Origin of the sequence: Bacillus sp. FJAT-29790 (assembly GCF_019039215.1) — a bacterium.
GTDB lineage: Bacteria > Bacillota > Bacilli > Bacillales > Cytobacillaceae > Cytobacillus.
The window spans coordinates 44,449-58,931 of record NZ_JAHNZZ010000007.1 but is presented as its reverse complement, the minus strand read 5'-3'; the positions used below and the strand labels follow the sequence as shown (position 1 = coordinate 58,931).

The 14,483-nt window shown below is 38.5% G+C and carries 14 protein-coding genes; 12 read left to right on the top strand and 2 right to left on the bottom strand.

Features of this window, described 5'->3' with window-relative positions:
• Positions 1-340 precede the first annotated feature (340 nt).
• A complete protein-coding gene (locus BGM26_RS21190; RefSeq protein ID WP_217042281.1) occupies positions 341-535 on the bottom strand; it encodes a sigma factor G inhibitor Gin in 195 nt (64 codons plus the stop codon).
• 305 nt (positions 536-840) lie between these two features.
• Here BGM26_RS21190 and BGM26_RS21185 point away from each other — a divergent pair, with 305 nt between their 5' ends.
• The 9 genes from BGM26_RS21185 (at position 841) to rsmI (ending at position 8,110) form a co-directional block, all read left to right on the top strand.
• Positions 841-2,280: an aminotransferase class I/II-fold pyridoxal phosphate-dependent enzyme gene (locus BGM26_RS21185; RefSeq protein ID WP_217042275.1), complete on the top strand. Its 1,440-nt coding sequence runs from the start codon at positions 841-843 to the stop codon at positions 2,278-2,280.
• Positions 2,281-2,415: 135 nt separating this feature from the next.
• On the top strand, positions 2,416-3,054 hold the full coding sequence (gene tmk / locus BGM26_RS21180; protein ID WP_217042274.1) for a dTMP kinase: 639 nt from the start codon (positions 2,416-2,418) through the stop codon (positions 3,052-3,054).
• Between the two features lie 183 nt (positions 3,055-3,237).
• Positions 3,238-3,567, top strand: a complete 330-nt coding sequence (locus BGM26_RS21175) for a cyclic-di-AMP receptor (RefSeq protein WP_217042273.1) — start codon at positions 3,238-3,240, stop codon at positions 3,565-3,567.
• A gap of 218 nt (positions 3,568-3,785) precedes the next feature.
• Complete coding sequence (gene holB, locus BGM26_RS21170; protein WP_217042272.1) at positions 3,786-4,793, top strand: DNA polymerase III subunit delta'; 1,008 nt, start codon at positions 3,786-3,788, stop codon at positions 4,791-4,793.
• Complete coding sequence (locus BGM26_RS21165) at positions 4,786-5,613, top strand: PSP1 domain-containing protein (protein ID WP_217042271.1); 828 nt, start codon at positions 4,786-4,788, stop codon at positions 5,611-5,613. The genes holB and BGM26_RS21165 overlap by 8 nt, the downstream gene beginning before the upstream one ends.
• A gap of 13 nt (positions 5,614-5,626) precedes the next feature.
• Positions 5,627-5,998, top strand: coding sequence for a DNA replication initiation control protein YabA (gene yabA, locus BGM26_RS21160; RefSeq protein ID WP_217042270.1), 372 nt, complete (start codon positions 5,627-5,629; stop codon positions 5,996-5,998).
• A gap of 238 nt (positions 5,999-6,236) precedes the next feature.
• Positions 6,237-6,977, top strand: coding sequence for a tRNA1(Val) (adenine(37)-N6)-methyltransferase (locus tag BGM26_RS21155; RefSeq protein ID WP_217042269.1), 741 nt, complete (start codon positions 6,237-6,239; stop codon positions 6,975-6,977).
• On the top strand, positions 6,967-7,254 hold the full coding sequence (locus BGM26_RS21150) for a GIY-YIG nuclease family protein (RefSeq protein WP_217042268.1): 288 nt from the start codon (positions 6,967-6,969) through the stop codon (positions 7,252-7,254). Before BGM26_RS21155 ends, BGM26_RS21150 begins: the two co-directional genes overlap by 11 nt.
• Positions 7,232-8,110 carry a 16S rRNA (cytidine(1402)-2'-O)-methyltransferase gene (gene rsmI / locus BGM26_RS21145; RefSeq protein ID WP_217042267.1) on the top strand — a complete coding sequence of 293 codons (879 nt, stop codon included), beginning with the start codon at positions 7,232-7,234 and terminating at the stop codon, positions 8,108-8,110. Before BGM26_RS21150 ends, rsmI begins: the two co-directional genes overlap by 23 nt.
• Before the next feature lie 115 nt (positions 8,111-8,225).
• On the opposite strand, the gene BGM26_RS21140 is transcribed toward rsmI, so the two are convergent.
• Complete coding sequence (locus BGM26_RS21140) at positions 8,226-8,510, bottom strand: transition state genes transcriptional regulator AbrB (RefSeq protein WP_217042266.1); 285 nt, start codon at positions 8,508-8,510, stop codon at positions 8,226-8,228.
• A gap of 975 nt (positions 8,511-9,485) precedes the next feature.
• Between BGM26_RS21140 and metG the strand changes: the two genes are divergently transcribed.
• The 3 genes from metG (at position 9,486) to BGM26_RS21125 (ending at position 14,253) form a co-directional block, all read left to right on the top strand.
• The gene (gene metG / locus BGM26_RS21135; RefSeq protein ID WP_217042265.1) at positions 9,486-11,444 is read left to right on the top strand and encodes a methionine--tRNA ligase; all 1,959 of its coding nucleotides are present in this window, start codon (positions 9,486-9,488) and stop codon (positions 11,442-11,444) included.
• A gap of 442 nt (positions 11,445-11,886) precedes the next feature.
• Complete coding sequence (locus BGM26_RS21130) at positions 11,887-12,654, top strand: TatD family hydrolase (protein ID WP_217042264.1); 768 nt, start codon at positions 11,887-11,889, stop codon at positions 12,652-12,654.
• A 414-nt stretch (positions 12,655-13,068) separates the two neighbouring features.
• Positions 13,069-14,253 carry a G5 and 3D domain-containing protein gene (locus BGM26_RS21125; RefSeq protein WP_217042280.1) on the top strand — a complete coding sequence of 395 codons (1,185 nt, stop codon included), beginning with the start codon at positions 13,069-13,071 and terminating at the stop codon, positions 14,251-14,253.
• Positions 14,254-14,483: the final 230 nt, after the last annotated feature.

Here is a 14,483-nt window from a genome sequence, read left to right as displayed (position 1 = left end):
AGAGTACCACATGTGGTACTCTTTTTGTGTATAGAAATATTTGTAAATGATTAAAGAATGGAGTCTAACTAAAACTACAATTTCCAGGTTGCCTAGGAACAAGGAGGTCAAGGAAGCAAAGGAGTGACGCCCGGAATGTGCAAGGCACATGAGGATGGAACGAGAGCAGCAGATGCAGAGATTCGCCGTTCATAGCCGAACTGGTAGCGTCGATGGTAGTTGGGGGTGCTCCCTGTGAGAGTAGGACGTCACCAAGCAAGTAAAGAACACCTAAGAGGGTGTTCTTTTTTAGTGCTAAAATATAATAAAAAAATTAAAGCCCCAATTCGGAGCGGATCTATCAAAGTATTTCTAGATTTGTAATCTTTCTCAATTTCCTTAAGAAGTATTTATATCTAGGATTACCAGTATCTGTTGAAATTAAATCACTTTCGCAATCTGTACAGATAAAAGAAGTGTATAGATGGATTCCTTTTTGTTTCGCTTGCTCGCAAATGACACATTTCTCCTTAATATGTTCCTTTGCTATTAGCATACTCAATCACTTCACCTCCATACCTTCATTCTGTTCTTATCCATCAGATTATATACAATATTCAGAAAATGTTATTCAGGAAACTTACTTAATTACCATTGTATGAAATAAATCTTATTTGGTTGTATGTCTATCATGGAATTCTTTAACATTACCTCATGATTTATTGAATGGCCCGCTTAATGTGTAATAACAATAGCAGCGACCCGTATCGTCATCGAAAATCAACATGGAGGGAAGTTTCACTTTACCTGGCCAATTTGGTAAAATAGATGAGAAATAACAAAGGATATTTGGTGATTTGAATGGATCAGAAAAGGAAACCTTTATTTGAACAATTGATAAAGCATATCGAAAAAAAGCCTGTTTCTTTTCATGTTCCCGGACATAAATATGGACAACTTTTCCCAAAGGATGCAGATGGTTTTTTTAAAGAAATGCTAAAACTTGATGTAACAGAACTAAGTGGCTTAGATGACCTTCATTCTTCAGAGGGAGTTATTTTAGAAGCAGAAGAGCTGCTTGCTCAATTATATGGAGTAAAAAAGAGTTTTTTCTTAGTGAATGGTTCGACTGTTGGTAACCTGGCAATGATAATGGCAGCTGTTGAAGAGAATGACACTGTTCTTGTGCAGAGGAATTGCCATAAGTCTATCTTAAATGGGATAAGCTTAGTAAAGGCGGACCCTGTTTTTCTAGGACCTGATTTTGATGAGGATTGGGGAGTAGCCGGCGGGGTATCTGTAGATACAGTTAAGATGGCGATAGATAAATATCCAGATGCGAAGGCGATTATTCTTACATATCCGAATTATTATGGAATGGTCAATGAACTGGAGGAAATCATTGAGTTATCCCATTTCAATGGAATTCCCGTTTTAATAGATGAGGCCCATGGCGCCCATTTTGTGAGGGGCGGCCTTTTCCCGCGCTCAGCAGTGAAATTAAAAGCTGATATCGTTGTTCAGTCAGCTCATAAGACCCTTCCTGCCATGACGATGGGCGCTTTTCTCCATTATAATACTGACATTATTTCAGAAAGAGACGTACGAAGAAATCTTGCAATTTTGCAATCAAGTAGCCCTTCGTATCCAATTATGGCCTCCCTAGACATTGCAAGAAGTTATTTAGCAACATATTCGAATAATGATGCTGAATGTCTTCTACAAAAGGTAAATGAACTTAAGAAGGGACTTAAACAATTAAAGGGAATCGAGGTTTTATCCTACAGAAACGGCATCGGTGATCCTTTGAAAATAACGATTCAATCCACTTCTTCACTAAGTGGTTATGATATACAGGATTTACTTGAAAACGAAGGAATTTATCCTGAAATGGCCGATCCCTTTAATGTCCTTCTCGTCGTTCCGTTGTTGAAGTCTGATATGAAATATCCGATTGATAAAATTGTGAGCCATTTTCATGCTGCATTAAAATTTGTCACATATACCAAGAATGTAAAAAGGAAAACAGTTTACGGAAGTAAGCCCAATATTTCAAAATTGGCTATGAATGCCAAAGAAAGAGCAGCCCTTAACAGCAGGCCAGTATCTTTGGACGAGGCTATCGGAAAAATAAGCGCACAGTTAATCATTCCCTATCCTCCAGGCATCCCTCTTTTATTTCCCGGGGAAATAATTAGATGGGAGGATATCCAAAACATAAGACTTTTGCTGGAAACAGGGGCTAGATTTCAGGACTGGGGCAGCTTGAGAAATGGTAAGATAGACATTTTTTCCACTTAATTAAAAGGCTTTGTATGAAGTTGATTGGAGCGATCATCCTGGAGCGGAAATCAACTACACCGCTTTTGGGTTAAATCGCAACAAAGCTTACGAAAAAAGCCAATAACAATAACTGGATCATCTTGGAGGTTAACAATGAAAAAGGGAATTTTTATAACGATGGAAGGTCCAGAGGGGGCAGGGAAAACCACGATCATTGGGATGCTTGCCCAAAAACTGTTGGCAGAAGGCTATCAGGTCCTGCAGACAAGAGAACCAGGTGGAATAGAAATTGCTGAACAAATAAGAAGCGTCATTCTTGATAAAAAAAACACGCAAATGGATCCACGGACAGAAGCGCTTTTATATGCAGCAGCAAGAAGACAGCACCTTGTTGAAAAAGTCCTTCCTGCACTTGAAAAAGGATTTATCGTCTTATGCGATCGTTTTATTGATAGTTCATTAGCTTATCAAGGCTACGCACGCGGATTAGGGATAGATGAGGTCTTTGCTATTAACCGCTTTGCAATCGAAGGTATGATGCCGGAGCTGACGATTTATTTTGATATTGAGCCGGAGGCTGGTCTCGAAAGGATTAATAGACATAAAGATAGAGAAGTAAATCGTCTTGACCTGGAGGACCTTCAATTTCATCATAAAGTACGTGAGGGATATGATCAATTAATCAATCAATACTCTGACCGGATTTATAAAATAGATGCTTCGATGCCTGTTGAGCAGGTATTGAAGGAAACTGAAAATAAACTAAAAGAGATTATCCATCAGAAAAAATAGCAAAAAGCCTTAAAGTACTAATAAGTCTTTAAGGCTTTTTGTACCTTTTATTTTAATAATTGTGTTTATTTTATTAAATTCCATTTTCCAACAATGATATAAATATGTTTGTTCTGCAAATAATTGCTATAATGTAGATAGGAAGGGCGAACACGATTCGGAAAAATGAAAGGGGCTGAAAATATGAAATTAATTTTAGCGGTTATTCAAGATCAAGACAGCAATAAATTATTGAATGCCTTAGTGGATAATAACTTTCGTGCGACCAAATTAGCAAGTACAGGAGGATTCCTGAAATCAGGGAACACGACTTTCATGATTGGGACTGAAGATATACGTGTGGATCGAGCTTTAGAAATAATTAAAGAAAATTGTAAGTCAAGAGACCAGCTAATAGCCCCTGTTTCTCCTATGGGAGGAAATGCCGATTCATATGTTCCGTACCCGGTAGAGGTTGAAGTAGGCGGTGCAACCGTATTTGTATTACCGATCGAGAATTTCCTTCAGTTTTAAATAGAATGTGACATTCGCAGATAGTTAAGGAATTTTAATAAATGGCTCTGTTAGTAATTAATGTTGATAAACTGAGACTAGCGGGGCGATTTTGCCTGGAGAGAACCTTTTGAGCGATAGCGAGAACCGCTTCTCGGAAGGTAAATCGATCCCGCGTGTCTATCAACAAAATTGTTTAACAAAGCCTAATAAATATATATACGTAAGTGGTGATCAGTTTGGCAAAAACGTGGGAACAGCTAGAAGGAATTCAGCCGGTCGTTTTGAAAATGTTTAAAAATAGTATGATGAAGGACCGGCTGGCACATGCCTATTTGTTTGAAGGAATGAATGGAACGGGAAAACGAGAAGCAAGTACTCTTTTGGCTAAAAGTGTGTTTTGTAAGTCCCCAGCAGAAGGCTATGTCCCTTGTGAAACTTGCTTAAACTGCAAAAGAATTAACAACGGAAACCACCCGGATGTACATGTTGTTGAACCTGATGGGCTATCAATCAAAAAAAATCAGATTGAATCGCTTCAAGAGGAGTTTTCAAAAACAGGTGTTGAATCGAAAAGGAAAATGTATACGATTGTTCACGCAGATCGGATGACGGTCAGCGCGGCTAATAGTTTATTGAAGTTTTTAGAAGAGCCGCACCCTTATACGATTGCGATTTTGATTACGGAGCAGGCACAGCAAATCCTTCCTACTATTCTTTCTCGTTGCCAAACTATTTCATTTCAGTCTTTATCGCCTGAAGCAATGATTGATATGCTTCATTCTAATGGGGTTGCGCCAAATATGGCACCTATTCTTGCGCAGCTTACTAATAATTTAGAAGAGGCCATCCTGTATAGTCAGAATGATTGGTTTGTACAAGCGCAAAAAATAGTGTTAAAATTATATGAAGTGCTTAAAAAAAATCCGCTGGATGCCATGGTGGCTCTCCAGGAGGAATGGTTTGTACACTTTAAAGAGAAAGAACAATTCGATCGCGGATTAGATCTGTTACTTCTAATTTTTAAGGATTTATTATATATACAGCTCGGCAAACAGGAGCAGATTGTTTATCTAAATGAAAAAAGCCGTTTAGAGCAATTTGCATTGCAATCCTCTGGCAAGCGTTTATCGGAACAGATGACAGCTGTTTTGGAAGCAAAAAGAAAATTGCATGCAAATATGAATCCGCAGCTGTTAATGGAACAGCTTGTGTTGAAATTGCAGGAGGGGTCTTCATTTGTATGATGTAGTAGGTGTGCGCTTTAAAAAAGCGGGCAAAATATATTATTTTGATCCCGGCGAGCTAATGGTTGAAAAGGATGACTTTGTCATTGTTGAAACCGTTCGTGGTGTGGAGTATGGAAAGGTAGTCGTCGCACCGAAAAAGGTTGATGAACATGATGTTGTCCTTCCTTTGAAAAAAGTCCTCCGAATTGCGGATCAGAAAGATCGCCTGATCGTTGAAGAAAACAAACAGGCTGCAAAAGAGGCATATGAAGTTTGCTGTGAAAAGGTGAGTACCCATCAATTAGATATGAAGCTAGTTGATGTTGAATATACGTTTGACCGCAATAAAGTCATTTTTTACTTTACTGCCGACGGAAGAGTAGATTTCCGCGAACTCGTGAAAGATCTAGCAGCGATTTTCCGAACAAGGATCGAGCTGCGCCAAATTGGGGTAAGAGATGAAGCGAAAATGCTTGGCGGTATTGGTCCTTGCGGAAGAATGCTATGCTGCTCTACGTTTTTAGGTGACTTTGATCCGGTATCTATTAAAATGGCGAAGGATCAGAATCTTTCTTTAAACCCAACGAAAATATCAGGCTTATGTGGACGTCTAATGTGCTGCTTGAAATATGAAAATGACGAATATGAGGCCGCTAAAGCACAGCTTCCGGATCTTGGAGAATGGATTCAAACGCCTGACGGTCCAGGAAAGGTAGTCGGCTTGAATATTTTAGAGCGGGTGCTTCGGGTAGATGTAACCTCCCAGGAGCGTGTCCTTGAATATACGCTGGATGAAATAATAAAACAGGGTGCTGTTTCGGTTCAATCCACAGATTAATGAGGTGGAATACGTGGATAAAAAAGAAATTTTTGATTCAGTAAGTAATATGGAAACCCAAATCGGACATTTATATCGGCAGCTAGGTGAGTTAAAACAGCATTTGGCAGAAATACTAGAAGAGAATAACTCTTTAAAGCTGGAAAATGAACATCTAAGACGCCGTTTGGATATAAGCACGGAAAAAAGTAAATCGGCAAGTAAAAAAGATCGGACAACCAATAAAATGGAGCCGTCCGACGATAAAATAATGGACATTGGGGAAGGGTATGACAATCTTGCCCGACTGTATCAGGAAGGCTTTCATATTTGTAATCTGCATTTTGGAAGCCCCCGAAAAGAGGGAGACTGTCTGTTTTGTTTATCCTTCCTTAATAAGAAATAAAAATTCTGGCCTTCCTATAAAGGGAAGGCTATTTTTTACTTAGGTCGTTTTCGCATGGATGAAGATTAGCGGGGCGATTTCGCCTGAAGAGAGCCTTTTTTGCGATAGCAAAACCCGCCTCTCGGAAGGTAAATCGAACCCGCGATTAGACCACAATATTGTTTAACAGCGCCAAAGTTTAAGAATACAGCCCTATTTAATCACAATTTATATCCAGTATGATAATGGAGGAAAGAAAATGGATTTTTTAAAGGGAGATGAACGTTTAGATTATTTGCTGGCTGAGGAATTACGAATTATCCAGAGCCCTTCCGTGTTTTCTTTTTCGCTTGATGCGGTATTGCTGGCAAGGTTTGTCTATATGCCAGTTCAAAAAGGAAACGTGATCGATCTTTGCAGCGGAAATGGAGTAATTCCTTTGTTTTTAAGCGCAAGAACAAAAGGTTCCATTACGGGGGTTGAAATTCAAGAACGTCTTTTTGATATGGCTGAGAGAAGTATCGAATACAATCAACTGCAAAATCGTTTACATATGATCCATGGAGATATTAAAGAAATGCCAAAGAAGCTTGGGTACGGTAAATTTGATGTCGTTACATGTAATCCGCCATATTTTCCTACTCCTTCTTCTGAGGAAATCAATGAGAACGAACATTTAGCGATTGCCCGCCATGAAATCTTATGTACGTTAGAGGATGCGATAAAAGCCGCAAGTCAACTAGTAAGGCAAGGAGGGAAAGTAGCGTTTGTTCACCGGCCGGGAAGATTCCTTGATATTATGACGTTAATGCGTAAATACAACTTGGAGCCAAAAAAAATCCAGTTCGTGTACCCGAAGGCTAGGAAAGAGGCGAATACATTGCTTATCGAAGCAACAAAGTACGGCAATCCGGATTTGAAAATACTGCCGCCTTTGATTGTTTATAATGAAGGAAATGAATACACGCAAGAGATTAAGGAAATTTTATATGGAAAATAAAGATCACTATTTTTATGTACTCCATTGTAAGGATGGCAGTCTGTATGCAGGCTATACGAACGATCTTAATAGAAGGATTAAGCTTCATAATGACGGGAAGGGAGCAAAATACACGAGAGGCAGAGGGCCTGTTGAGCTAGTCTTTTCAAGGCCGTATGTAAATAAGAGTGACGCCTTGAAGGCAGAATATGAATTTAAGCAGTGGCCGCGGAAAAAGAAAGAAGATTTTTTAATAAAAGAAACAGGTGGTACTTATGTGGCAGCAAAAAAGCTTTAATAATGAGGATCAGAAAGGCATTTTATATTTAGTCCCAACGCCTATTGGCAATCTCGAGGATATGAGCTTTCGGGCAATAAGGATGATGAAAGAAGCGGATTATATTGCGGCGGAGGATACGAGAAATACAAAAAAACTGTGCAATTATTTTGAGATTGAAACACCAATCATCAGCTACCATGAACATAATAAAGTGGCGAGTGGACAAAAGATTATTGAAAAGTTGGCGGAAGGTGCAAAGATTGCACTTGTAAGTGATGCCGGAATGCCGACGATCTCTGACCCTGGATATGAATTAGTAGCAGCCGCAGCTGCTGAACAATTAACGGTTGTGCCGCTTCCAGGTGCAAATGCAGCTTTAACTGCACTTATTGCATCAGGACTAAATACGCAGCCATTTTATTTTTTCGGATTCTTAAACCGGCAAAAAAAAATCAAGAGGAAAGAGCTTGAGGGGCTTTCGAAATTGTCAGCAACAACGATTCTTTATGAAGCACCCCATCGGTTAAAAGAAACGCTAACACTAATTGAAGAACAAATGGGCGACAGAAAGATAGCCCTTTGCCGAGAACTAACAAAAAAATATGAGGAATTTATTAGGGGGACCGTCAAAGAGGTCTTAGGCTGGGCTGAAAGTGAAGAAATTAGAGGAGAATTCTGTATTATTATTGAAGGATCATCAGCTGAGCTTCAGGAGGAAGAATCCGTATGGTGGGAGAGTCTGTCTATCGAAGCACATGTAAACCATTATATTTCAGTTAATGGATTGGCCAGTAAGGATGCTATTAAGCAAACAGCCACTGACAGAGGCTTGAGTAAGAGAGAGGTATACCACGAATTTCATATTAAAGAATAGTCCGTAACTTTCCCTGGAGGCCATCTCATAAGGGGAGTCGAACCTAAAACTGATAATATTATGGTAACAGGCAATAAAAAAGCTTCTCAACATTTGAGAAGCTTTTTTAAAACAATTATCTTACAGGCTCAAATCGGTTTTGAATTTCTTTCAATAATTGTTCTGCACCTTCACGGCTGACAATTAACTTTCCATTTGCTAACGTAATATTATCATCAGAAACTTCACCAGTTACTTGGCAAGTCATATTTGGCTTGTACTTTTTAAGGATAATTCTTTCGTCGTCAACATAGATTTCAAGTGCATCTTTCTCTGCAATATCCAATGTACGTCTTAATTCAATAGGGATTACTACGCGACCAAGTTCATCAACTTTACGAACAATACCTGTAGATTTCATTTTTTATTCTCCTCTCAAACCTCTGAAAATATTTTTCTATTTTAGTTTTTTCGCTAATATTCGACAAATTTCTTTGTTAATTACATAATACCAGCCTTTCCCAAATACGTCAATTACTTTATTTTCAATTTAAATAGTATTTTTTACCTTTGTTAAAAATGCTTGATATATATAGGTTTAGTAGGCGAATATTTCGGAATTGAAAGAATGATACTAGGGGATCACGATTTAGAAATCCGGAATAATAAAAACTCCATTGGAGAAAATTCGACAAAGTTTAACAAATCTTACGACATGATCTATAATTATATTTAAACTTTAATTAGACCTATAAATATTCTATTTTTTTATTTGAAATTCACCCAAAGCAATTTCTCACTTATGTATAGGCTATGTTAATGATCGATGTTGATAAATGCATATTAGCGGATCGATTTTGTCCGGCCGACAAAAACGCTACGTCCTCGAAAAAGAAAAACACTTTTTCTTCGTGCGATGTTAATGCTGCTAAAGCTTTTCTTGTCCTGTGCGTCGGAGAGAGCTTTTTTGCGATAGCAAGGCTACTGATTTCAATCACATCAAGGTTTAGCATCCATTGAATTACATCGTGCTGCCTTGCGACGAGCTGAACAATTCTTCTTGAATTCTCTTTGGCGCAGGAGCATTGTTTTTACCCGCCTCGTCGGAAGGTAAATCGATCCCGCGACTAGACCACAATATTGTTTAACAGCGCATATGTATAAAACCTTATAATATGCCCATTTGTTGCACAAATCCTAATTTTTAGGTATATTTTTATGGTATAAGAGGAAAAAATGACGAGTGTATTATCTTAACGGAAAACTTTAAATTTATACAAACAGCGCAATAATGGTGAGCTATCATCGTTCCTTTTCTCGTCCCTTTGGTCGGGATTTTTTATAATGGAACAGATTCTTGAAATCAAGTTTTTTAATAAAGGGAGGGACTTTTTCCATGGAGGAAAAATTAAAAACGTTTTATTTATCAACACCAATTTACTATCCGAGCGGCAATTTACATATCGGACATGCCTATACGACGGTGGCAGGCGATGCAATGGCCCGTTACAAACGGATGCGCGGCTTTGATGTTATGTATTTAACGGGTACTGATGAGCATGGACAAAAGATTCAAGAGAAGGCAGAGGAAACAGGTGTTACTCCTCAAGCCTATGTCGATGGGATTGTTGATGGTATTCAAGAGCTTTGGAGAAAGCTTGATATTTCCTATGATGATTTTATTCGCACGACGCAAGATAGGCATAAGCAAATTGTAGGGAAAATCTTTGCGCAATTATTGGAGCAGGGCGATATTTATCTCGGACATTATGAAGGCTGGTATTGTACGCCATGTGAATCTTATTTCACTGAGCGGCAGTTAGAAGCAGGGAACTGTCCAGACTGCGGTAGACCGGTTCATAAAGTAAAAGAAGAGTCTTATTTCTTCAAGGTAAGCAAATATGCAGACAGACTGCTTCAGTATTACGAAGAGAATCCTTCATTTATACAGCCGGAGTCACGCAAAAATGAAATGATTAATAATTTCATCAAGCCAGGATTAGAAGATCTGGCTGTTTCACGAACTACTTTTGACTGGGGAATTAAGGTTCCAGGGAATCCGAAGCATGTGATTTATGTTTGGATCGATGCTTTATCGAACTATATAACCGCTCTTGGATATGGGACAGAAGACGACTCTAAATACTTAAACTACTGGCCTGCGGATGTCCATTTAGTTGGCAAAGAAATTGTTCGTTTCCATACGATTTATTGGCCAATCATGTTAATGGCTTTAGACCTTCCTTTGCCTAAGAAAGTGTTTGCACATGGATGGCTGCTAATGAAGGATGGGAAGATGTCCAAATCCAAAGGGAATGTGGTTGATCCTGTTACATTAATTGATCGGTATGGGTTAGATGCTTTACGTTATTATTTATTGCGAGAAGTTCCTTTCGGTGCGGATGGCGTATTTACACCAGAAGGGTTTGTAGAGAGAATCAATTTTGACCTTGCTAATGATTTAGGAAACTTATTAAATCGTACATTGGCAATGGTGGAAAAGTATTTTGAAGGCGTTATTCCAACTTATAAAGGTTCTACTGGAGAATTCGAACAGTCATTGCTTCAAGTTAATCAGGAAACAGTGGTTAAATATGAAGAGGCTATGGAAAAAATGGAATTTTCCGTTGCATTAACAGCGGTATGGCAATTAGTAAGCAAAACGAATAAATATATTGATGAAACACAGCCTTGGGCTTTAGCGAAAGATGAAGCGAAAAATGGAGAGCTTGGAAACGTTATGGTCCATTTAGCCGAATCATTACGACGAATTGCGATCCTTTTGCAGCCGTTTTTAACTCGTGCACCGAAAGAAATCTTCACTCAATTGAATGTGAATGAAGATGACTTGACTTCATGGGAGAGTCTAGAAGGCTTCGGGAGGATTCCAGAAGGAACAAAGATTGCGAAAGGCAATCCAATTTTCCCGCGTCTTGATTTAGAGGAAGAAATTGATTTCATTAAAACAAAGATGCAAGGTTCTGCACCTAAACAAGATGAAAAGAAGGCAGCAGAAGAAAAGCCTGAAAGTGAAGAGATCACCATCGATGACTTCATGAAGGTCGATTTGCGAGTTGCAGAAGTCATTCATGCAGAACCAGTCAAAAAAGCAGATAAACTTCTTAAGCTTCAATTGGATCTTGGCTATGAAAAGCGTCAGGTTGTTTCAGGGATTGCTCAATTTTACAAACCGGAAGAATTGGTAGGAAGAAAACTCATATGTGTAACAAATTTAAAGCCTGTTAAGCTGCGTGGGGAGCTTTCGGAAGGTATGATTCTTGCGGGAAGCAAGGATGGATCACTATCTTTAGCGACGATTGCTGAATCTCTTCCGTTAGGAGCAAGAGTAAAATAATTTTTCAAAACATAGAAATGTTTCACGTGTAACATTATGCGTTAGACATTTCTATGTTTTTCTTTTATAAAATAATATTTCGAAAAAACATTCGCATAATAACAACGTAAACTGGAACAATTAAATCTATTATTACTTATATTTAGTCTTTAATTAACATTGTTGATATATGCATATTAGCAGGGCGATTTTGCCTGGCCGACTATAAACGCCACGTCCTATGCGTCGTAGAGAGCCTTTTTGCGAATGCAAAACCCGCCTCTCGGAAGGTAAATCGATCCCACGACTAGACCAACAATATTATCTAACAGAAATTATATTTAAATAACAAACTCGAAGGTCTACATACTATTTCAAACAAATGGTTTAATGACTTGTCTTTATGTTATATAAATGAAAGAACTGTAACCAAAAAATAATATTTGTAAAAAGGAGTTTTTCTATGTTTTTCGACACACACGCACATTTGAATGCCGAACAATATAATGAGGATGTAAACGAAGTCATTGACAGGGCCCGACAGGAAGGGGTTTCTCATATTGTGGTAGTTGGCTTTGACCGCCCAACAATTGAAAAGGCGATGGAGTTAACAGAGAAATATGATTTTATTTATGCTTGTGTTGGTTGGCATCCAGTTGATGCAATTGATATGAAGGATGAAGATCTTCAATGGATTGAGGAGCTATCAAGTCATCCGAAGGTCGTTGCTCTTGGGGAAATGGGGCTCGATTATTATTGGGATAAGTCTCCGAAGGAAATCCAAAAAGAGGTGTTTAGAAAACAAATTCAATTGGCTAAAAAGGTGAAGCTGCCAATTGTCATTCATAACCGGGAGGCAACAGCTGATATCGTTGAAATATTGAAAGAAGAAGGGGCTGATGAGGTCGGAGGCATTATGCATTGTTTCAGTGGCAGCCCGGAGATCGCACAGGAATGTGTAAATATGAATTTTTATATTTCGCTAGGGGGGCCTGTTACTTTTAAAAATGCAAAGAAACCCAAGGAAGTGGCAGAAGTTATTCCATTGGAGAAGCTGTTAATTGAGACGGATTGCCCGTATTTAACCCCTCATCCATACCGAGGCAAGCGAAATGAACCGAGTTATGTGAAGCTAGTAGCAGAAGAAATTGCTGAAATTAAGAAGATTTCTTTAGAAGAAGTAGCCAAAGCAACAACTGACAATGCAAAGAAATTATTCGGCATAAACTGATAACGGATTTTGTCGATTGATTAGGTAGTTTGTCCCTTTTTTTCTCAATTCCAAAAAGTTCTACATTTCTTCGTCCGCACATAGGATAACGGTGTCGATAAGTCTCTCTTTTCTTTCTCTTGAAATTTTTGCATAATAGGAACTATGTTTGAGAGGGGAGCTGATTTTTTATCAAACGCCGAAAGAAAGTATGACTTTTTGGAGTTGACAGTTGTCAGTATTTGGTACCAAAGGGGCATGAATGTCTACTTATTCGTTTGAAATGGCGAATAAAGCCTTTCGACAGGTGTTATTCTTCTTGCCCATAATAGGAGCATGAGTTTTTACAGAGAAGGTAAAGAGTTGACAGCCGGCAAGATAGTCTATATAATCACTCCGAGAGAAAAGGAGGCGTTTTTCATCGTATTCGAAAACATGAAAAGCCTGTTTTCCAAGTCTTTGAGTAAAAAGAAATTGGCCATCATTTCTGGTAGTTTCATAGTCTTTGCAGCCGCCTTTGGCTTCTTACTATTTGAAACAACGAAAAAAACGGTAGCCATTACTGTAGACGGCCAAGAAAAAGTGATTAAAACACATGCAGCTACGATACAGGATCTATTCGATGATTTAGATATTTCTTTACGCTCAGAGGATTATGTGTTTCCTTCGGTAGACACAGAGGTGAAAAACAATTTAGCTATTGTTTGGACACCGGCAAAACAGGTTCAAATTGTCAAAGACAACGAGAAGAAAACGATTTGGACATTATCCAAAACAGTTGGAGAGCTTTTGAAAGAACAGGAGATTGCCATTACTGCTCATGATAAAGTTCAGCCAAAGCTCGAGGAAAAAATTAAAAGCAAACTGGAAATTAAAGTAGATAAAGCTTTTCCTTTAACGCTTGTAGATGGCGGGAAGGAGCAGCAAGTATGGTCAACTTCGACTACGGTCGCTGACTTTTTATCGCAGCAGGGCATTACAATAAGCAATTTAGACCGTATTGAACCGAAAGCAGAAGAGACAGTCAAAGTAAATGACATAATAAAAGTCATTCGAGTTGAAAAAGTCACCGATGTAGTGGAAGAACCAATTCAGTTCGCTGTCGTCACGAAGAAAGACAGCAATTTGGCCAAAGGAGCCGAAAAAGTCGTTAATCAAGGCAAAGCAGGCCTTGTAACGAAGGAGTATGAAGTTGTTTTAGAAAATGGCAAAGAAATCTCACGAAAGTTAATTAGTGAGAAGAAAGTAAAAGAAAAACAGGATAAGGTTGTGGCGGTTGGAACAAAAGCTGTCCAGCAAGTTGTTTCCAGAAGTGTGGATCAAAGCGGCGGCAAGGAGGTTTATGTCACATCCACGGCTTATACAGCAAGCTGTAATGGCTGTTCAGGGAAAACAGCGACGGGCCTCAACCTGCATGCAAATCCAAATGTAAGAGTGATCGCTGTAGATCCGAGAGTGATTCCACTAGGAACAAAAGTTTACGTTGAGGGCTACGGGTATGCTGTTGCAGCTGATACGGGTTCATCCATCAAAGGAAACAAAATTGATGTTTTCTTCGCGTCAAAAGCGGAAGCCTATCGTTGGGGCCGAAAAACCGTTAAAATAAGAATTCTAAATTAATTTCACACATTGCAGGGGATTAAATCCTCTGCATTTTTTCATTCATTTTTTCTTTCTCAGCTTTTTCATATATAATAAATATCATTATTTCCTGTTCACTAATATAGACGATTTACATTACAGAAATGTTTCAAGTTTTTATCAATTATTTTATTTTTTTAAGGTTCTTTTCGTAAAACTTTGTTGCTTTTTTATTACGTTTTTATATTAACAACTGAGTTGATTGGAGT

What these genes read in the sequence shown, in the direction of transcription:
- BGM26_RS21190 (WP_217042281.1), bottom strand. Translation starts at nt 535, where the DNA reads ATGCTAATAGCAAAGGAACATATTAAGGAGAAATGTGTCATTTGCGAG.
- BGM26_RS21185 (WP_217042275.1), top strand. Translation starts at nt 841, where the DNA reads ATGGATCAGAAAAGGAAACCTTTATTTGAACAATTGATAAAGCATATC.
- tmk (WP_217042274.1), top strand. Translation starts at nt 2,416, where the DNA reads ATGAAAAAGGGAATTTTTATAACGATGGAAGGTCCAGAGGGGGCAGGG.
- BGM26_RS21175 (WP_217042273.1), top strand. Translation starts at nt 3,238, where the DNA reads ATGAAATTAATTTTAGCGGTTATTCAAGATCAAGACAGCAATAAATTA.
- BGM26_RS21155 (WP_217042269.1), top strand. Translation starts at nt 6,237, where the DNA reads ATGGATTTTTTAAAGGGAGATGAACGTTTAGATTATTTGCTGGCTGAG.
- BGM26_RS21150 (WP_217042268.1), top strand. Translation starts at nt 6,967, where the DNA reads ATGGAAAATAAAGATCACTATTTTTATGTACTCCATTGTAAGGATGGC.
- rsmI (WP_217042267.1), top strand. Translation starts at nt 7,232, where the DNA reads ATGTGGCAGCAAAAAAGCTTTAATAATGAGGATCAGAAAGGCATTTTA.
- BGM26_RS21140 (WP_217042266.1), bottom strand. Translation starts at nt 8,510, where the DNA reads ATGAAATCTACAGGTATTGTTCGTAAAGTTGATGAACTTGGTCGCGTA.
- metG (WP_217042265.1), top strand. Translation starts at nt 9,486, where the DNA reads ATGGAGGAAAAATTAAAAACGTTTTATTTATCAACACCAATTTACTAT.
- BGM26_RS21130 (WP_217042264.1), top strand. Translation starts at nt 11,887, where the DNA reads ATGTTTTTCGACACACACGCACATTTGAATGCCGAACAATATAATGAG.
- BGM26_RS21125 (WP_217042280.1), top strand. Translation starts at nt 13,069, where the DNA reads ATGAAAAGCCTGTTTTCCAAGTCTTTGAGTAAAAAGAAATTGGCCATC.